At 47.4% G+C, this 5,987-nt stretch carries 4 protein-coding genes; 3 read left to right on the forward strand and 1 reads right to left on the reverse strand.

The window, feature by feature from the left end; all coding sequences use genetic code 11:
- Positions 1 to 361 precede the first annotated feature (361 nt).
- Positions 362 to 1,534, reverse strand: a complete 1,173-nt coding sequence (locus tag GX117_01035; protein NLO31929.1) for a phage tail tape measure protein — start codon at positions 1,532 to 1,534, stop codon at positions 362 to 364.
- Positions 1,535 to 1,967: 433 nt separating this feature from the next.
- Here GX117_01035 and GX117_01040 point away from each other — a divergent pair, with 433 nt between their 5' ends.
- From GX117_01040 to GX117_01050, 3 genes are all read left to right on the forward strand, one after another.
- Positions 1,968 to 2,264 (forward strand): DUF1294 domain-containing protein, encoded by a 297-nt coding sequence (locus tag GX117_01040; protein NLO31930.1) that lies wholly within the window; start codon positions 1,968 to 1,970, stop codon positions 2,262 to 2,264.
- Positions 2,261 to 4,324: a PDZ domain-containing protein gene (locus GX117_01045; protein ID NLO31931.1), complete on the forward strand. Its 2,064-nt coding sequence runs from the start codon at positions 2,261 to 2,263 to the stop codon at positions 4,322 to 4,324. The genes GX117_01040 and GX117_01045 overlap by 4 nt, the downstream gene beginning before the upstream one ends.
- Positions 4,325 to 4,473: 149 nt before the next feature.
- Positions 4,474 to 5,721: a Gfo/Idh/MocA family oxidoreductase gene (locus tag GX117_01050; GenBank protein ID NLO31932.1), complete on the forward strand. Its 1,248-nt coding sequence runs from the start codon at positions 4,474 to 4,476 to the stop codon at positions 5,719 to 5,721.
- Positions 5,722 to 5,987: the final 266 nt, after the last annotated feature.

The following is a 5,987-nucleotide window of genomic DNA, read 5'->3' on the forward strand; positions in this document are numbered from 1 at the left end:
ACAAATAAAAGACGAATTCTTTGAAACTAACAACCCTTCATCATCAACATCTCTCATAATTCAGTTCTCCTTGCCCTCTACACTAATTTAAAGAAGGTGACTGTATCAAGGTTGTTGTCAGAGAGGGCGCGCACGATCCGCATGCACTCGTTTCCTATGTATTGCCGTTGTCCATGCGGTCCATAGGGTAATTCCTAGGGTGCGATAAATCTCGCCCTACAGTTGTTGGGTTAGCATGAGATAAGTAAAGTGCCCGCGAAGTCAAAGACCTTCGCTCATAGTGGACAGGCCGGCTAGTCAAGTGTAAAGCTAAAACTCAAGATAAAAGGATTTAACGAAGCTTTTTTGAACCATTCATTTCCTAGTGGTCTTGTTCGTGATCCGTATCCGGCCGCTTAACTATTTTGATGCACGGCACTTTTGCCTTTAACGGTCCATGTAGAGAATAAAATTTCTTTCCCGTATCCGTCCTATGCCCTGCACTGCTTTTTAATTGAAATTCCGGTAGGAATTTTAGATAAGGATAACCGCCATTTTTCACACCGTTTATATCATGTTGCCAGGTATGGATAAAATCCCAATCCTTGTAGATATTTTCCTCATAAGGGTAAGTCATCTGTACCGTATTGAAGCCTTTTCCTCCGAAACTCAATAATTGTCCCGACTGCTCCGTGTCCCAATAGCAATTTCGAATACGGCCATCTTCATTGAGACCGACGAGACCACGACCGCCATCCTCGCCAAAGACAGTTCCGGTCGCGTAACATTCGCGTATTATACCGTGGCTATAACCTGCAAGACCGCCCACATTTTTTTTGCCGGTTACGGATCCCGTGGCATAGGACTGCTTCAGCAAAGCTTTAAAATTGTTTCCATCAAGACCGCCAACCCATGAGCCCCCCTTGACGGATCCGGCGGCATAGCAATTTTTGACCGTACCGCTGCTCTTACCAATAAGACCGCCAATATCGTAGGAAAAATTTCCGCCGGACACGTCACAGACAGAAAAGCTATCTTTAACAGTTCCATAACGAATATATCCTATGAGTCCGCCAATATGAAAGGAATTGTTGCTTCCACGGATCTTACCGGAAACATAGCAACCACTAATAGAACCGCTACTGTAACCTGCCAGACCACCGACATAAGAGCCGCCTATGATCGTGCAATTTTCCAAGCCAAGATTCTTTATGGATGCAGAAGATACTAAAGATCGAAAAAGCCCTATATTTGTTTGGTCGGGACGGTTGATATACAGCCCTTTAATCACATGACCACGACCATTAAGCGTTCCTGTAAATCGATTGATTTTGTTGCCAATAGGTGAAAAACCTCTGCCATGATTCCACGTTATCGTTATGCTCGCATCTATATCTTTAGTGAGGATATATTTGCCGTCCAATGGCCAGCCGCTAACATAGCCGATTTTTTGCAATTCCTCTATACTCGAAATTTTGATGGGCGCAATGATTCTGGCAACAATCCTCAAGAGCACGACCAAAGCAATGACAATAATCCACGCATAAATAGTCATAAGCAACCTCCATTTACAATCTTCCGGCTCATTACGCTACTTATATTAATCGGAATATAAATCAAAATTTCGTATTTATTAATTTTAATCGGATACTCAGTATTACATATAAAATCCCTATTGTAAAGATATTTTAAGCTTCAACCGAGTATCTCCACTTCGATGTACCCTATTATTTATGTACGGTTTCGAAATATTACGCTATATCATCGTCTCTTTCAGAGATCCTTATCTTTTCAAAAGACATAAACACGGTGAATGTGTTAGAATCTCTTTTGTCCTGATCGGTTCAATCTTGTCTTTTTAACTCGTACTTAACCATATGATCCAAATAAACGTTTAGACGCTGAAATAATGAGAAGGTATTCCTACAAACTACGGCGCCAAAATAAATTTTGGATTCAGATTCATCAGGTATAAGGAGCGTTTTTCTATGTTATATGCCGTCGGTTATCTTGGTGTTATCAATCTCTTAGCCTGGCTCTTTACCCGCTACGATAAATACGCAGCAAGAACGCAGCGTTGGCGCATAAGCGAACGTACGCTGCTCCTTCTGGCGGTTGCCGGTGGTTCTCTTATCATGTTTTTAACCATGCTTTCCGTTCGGCATAAAACTCGACACGCCAAGTTTATGCTCGGTATTCCCCTGATTATTATTTTGCAACTTGCAGCACTGATATGGTTTTTCAAAGACTCAAGCTTTTTTTCAACAGGACTTTCAATACTATGACGCGACTTCTCCTCTCTCTACTTTCCCTTTGTTTTCTATGTGCCTTTGCGCTGCCCGCTTACAGCAATGAAAGCACAGCTGCCGTGACGAACGAGACTCTTCCCAATCTTGCGGACACGATCAAAGAAGCGGTTCACAAGGTCACACCTTCTCTGGTACGTATTGATGTGGTGGAAGCTTATTATCGTGACGGACGCGAAATGAAATCTGAGGCATCCGGCAGCGGCGTAGTTATCACGAAAGAAGGACACGTCATAACTAACCATCATGTTGCCGGCCATGCGAAGCAATTAAAATGTGTCTTCGCCGACAAGTCTGAATTTGAAGCGGAACTGGTGGGTACTGATCCCTTGACTGACATTTCTGTAATTCGCTTAAAAACGGACGACAACATTGAATTCCCGGTAGTCATATGGGGCGACTGCACAGGCGTTTGTGTAGGCGATCATGTATTAGCGATGGGCAGCCCTTTGGCCTTGTCCCAGTCTGTCACCTTGGGCATTATCAGCAACACGGAAATGACCATGCCTGAATGGATGAGCCGCGACGGCGGACTCACCATTGACGGCGAGGATGTGGGCGCCTTGGTGCGCTGGCTCGCCCATGACGCACAGATTTTTGGCGGCAACTCAGGCGGACCTCTTGTGAATCTTCAGGGACAAGTAATCGGCATTAATGAAATTCGCATGGGACTGAGCGGTGCCATACCGGGCAACCTTGCGCGCAGTGTAGCGGAAGAAATTATCCGTTCGGGGAATGTGCATCGTTCGTGGGTGGGGTTAAATGTGCAGCCTCGTTTAAAATCAGACACACGAAAAATAGGCGCGCTGATCAATACGGTTATTGCAGATTCACCGGCGGAAAAGGCCGGGCTTCGCTCAGGCGATCTGCTGACGGCTATCAACGATACCGTTATCGACATTCGTTTTTTGGTGCAGTTGCCGGATTTCAATCTCCTCGTGGCAGACTTGCCCACCAACGAAACGGCACGCTTCACCATAGAACGGGACGGGAAGCAAGAAATCATTGATGTGGTTCCCATAGAACGAGAGACCTATGAACTCCTCCAATTTGAGCAACTCTACTGGGGCATCACAATCCGTGATATCTCCTTTATGATGGCAAAAGAAATGAAACGCGATAATACAGAGGGCGTTCTGGTGACTTCAGTGCAATCAGGCGGCCCGGCAGGCGATGCGGTCCCCCCCATATCAAGAGATGACGTGATTGTAGAGATTGAGGGGCAAGCCATTAAAAATGTTGCTGACTTCCGCGAAATCACGACCAAGCTCATGGAAGAAAGCACGGCGCCGCGACCTGTCTTAACCGCATTCGACCGTAAAAATGACCGGTTCTTAACCATCGTAAAAATTGGTATCCGCCCCCTAGGCGATCCGGGCATGGAAGTTAAAAAAGCGTGGCTGCCTGTGGAATATCAAGTCATTTCCCGCGATATTGCCCAGTCCATGGACGAGCCGACCTTGACCGGGTTCCGCGTCACGCAAGTATATAAAGACAGTACCGCAGCGAAAGCGGGCATCACTGTGGGCGACTTTATTCTATCCGTTGACGGCGAGAAGATGACCGCTGCGTTGCCGGAACATCATGAAGAATTGGCGGCCTATATACGTCAATACACTCCCGGCGACACGGTCGAGCTCAGCATAAAGCGGGGCTCAGAGAAGCTGTCCCTCCCTGTTGTCTTAGTGGAAGCGCCGAAACTGGCGCGCGAAATGAAAAAATACCAAGATGAAGTCTTTGAGTTTACTGTCCGTGATATCACCTACTTTGACCGCGCTTCTGAAAAATGGGCGCAGGAACAGACCGGTGTACTTGTAGAACAAGTTAAACCGGGCGGCTGGGCAGCGCTGGGCAGATTGTCCACGAGCGATCTCATCATCGGTATTGGCGATACACCCGTGAATACAGTGGACGAGGTGCGCGAACAAATGACTGCCATCATTGACGCCGCAGAAGAATATGTGGTTCTTAAAATTCGTAGAGGAATACGGATACTCTATTTGGAACTGACGCCCAACTGGGACAATAAAGGCGATTAAGCCGCGTTGAAACAGGCGGCAAGCTATTTTCATATAGTTACCGGGACTAGGGCGTTGCGTCGCGTTGTGCCTTGTTGAACCTGTTTCGGATTTTTCTTATAATCAAAGACATCAACCCAAGACCGCATTTTGCGGAAGGAGTATATAACATGGCTAATTTCAAACTTGGTTTCATTGGTGCCGGATTTATTGGCAAATTCCAAGCCAAAGCGCTAAGCCAAATCCGCGGCTGTGAACTGGCCGGTGTCCACGCGCTGAAAGGCGCGGAAGAACTTTCAGCCTATTCCAAAGCGAATAACCTGGGCGACTGTGTGGTCTACGATTCTGTTGGCGAACTTTGCAAAAACGTTGATGCAGTCGCTATTTTCGCGCCCAATTTCGTGCGTATCCAGATCATGAAAGAAATCGTGGAAGCCGTGAAGGCAGGCGCCGCGCTCAAAGGTATTATTTGTGAAAAGCCTTTAGGCCGCACTATCCAAGAAGCACAGCAATTGGTGGATCTTGCTGCTGAGATCAAAATGCCTACCGCCTATTTCGAAAACCAAATCCATATGAAAGGCATTCGTGCGCAAAAAGAACAATTGGCTCCCGTGGAAAAGACCATGGGCCCCTTGGCGCTGGCGCGCAGTGCTGAAGAACACTCCGGTCCCCATGAAGGCTGGTTCTGGGATCCGACCAAACAAGGCGGCGGTGTGCTCAGCGATATGGGCTGCCACTCCATCGCTGTGGGCTGGTTCGTGTTGACACCTTACGGCAAGCCGGTCGATTTCCTCGAACCCATCTCCGTCAGCGCAGTCACTTCCCTCTTAAAATGGGGTATCCCCAAATATCGTCAACAACTGCTGGAACGAACCGGCGTAGATTATAGCAAGATACCGGGCGAAGACTTTGCAACAGGCATGGTCACGTTTAAGAATCCCGAAACCGGTCAATTGGTACAAGCCCAGTTCACCAACTCGTGGATGTATGACAAACAGGGACTCCGCTTGCTCATGGACGGCTTAGGACCCGGCTACGCCTTTGAACTCAATACGCAGCGCTCTGCCTTGGAAGTCTTTGTTGGCGATGATGCCGCTGAAGCCGTAGCGGACAGCGAAACGGCTTTGGAAAAATCGACGGCGAGCCGTGGACTGCTCACGGTGGAAACGAACGAACCTGACCTCTACGGCTATGTGGACGAGATCAAAGATGCCATCGCATGCTTTAAGCAAGGCAAAGACGCTTTCCTTAATTTCGCCTATGGTCTTGAAATAACACGCCTGTGCCAGGCCGCCTACCTTTCCGCTGAGAAAGGCGAAACGATTTACTTGACCGATCCCGCAACGCAAGCGGAATTGAAAAGCTATAAATCACTTATTGCCCAAGGACGAGGCTGCGAGATTTTACAAATCCGATAACCCTTTACAGAATGAAGACCTACCGTGCTGCACGATCCTCTGTCGTGCAGCATTTTTTTTCAGACGAGTCTTCCTCTTACTATTCTCGCGCCTGTCTCTCACCAACAACACGCTTCGTGTATAATCAAAAGACTGGTTGCCGGGAGCACACTGTAGAAGCACGATCAACCTTCCCTAAGCCGTCACTCCACTCTTGCTTCGAACACCCGAATTTAAGAAAGTCTCATTACCATGAAGATCCCCTTCTTTTGGTTACCCGATACAAG

It is taken from the genome of Candidatus Hydrogenedentota bacterium (assembly GCA_012523015.1).
GTDB lineage: Bacteria > Hydrogenedentota > Hydrogenedentia > Hydrogenedentales > CAITNO01 > JAAYBJ01.

What these genes read in the sequence shown, in the direction of transcription:
- GX117_01035 (NLO31929.1), bottom strand. Translation starts at nt 1,534, where the DNA reads ATGACTATTTATGCGTGGATTATTGTCATTGCTTTGGTCGTGCTCTTG.
- GX117_01040 (NLO31930.1), top strand. Translation starts at nt 1,968, where the DNA reads ATGTTATATGCCGTCGGTTATCTTGGTGTTATCAATCTCTTAGCCTGG.
- GX117_01045 (NLO31931.1), top strand. Translation starts at nt 2,261, where the DNA reads ATGACGCGACTTCTCCTCTCTCTACTTTCCCTTTGTTTTCTATGTGCC.
- GX117_01050 (NLO31932.1), top strand. Translation starts at nt 4,474, where the DNA reads ATGGCTAATTTCAAACTTGGTTTCATTGGTGCCGGATTTATTGGCAAA.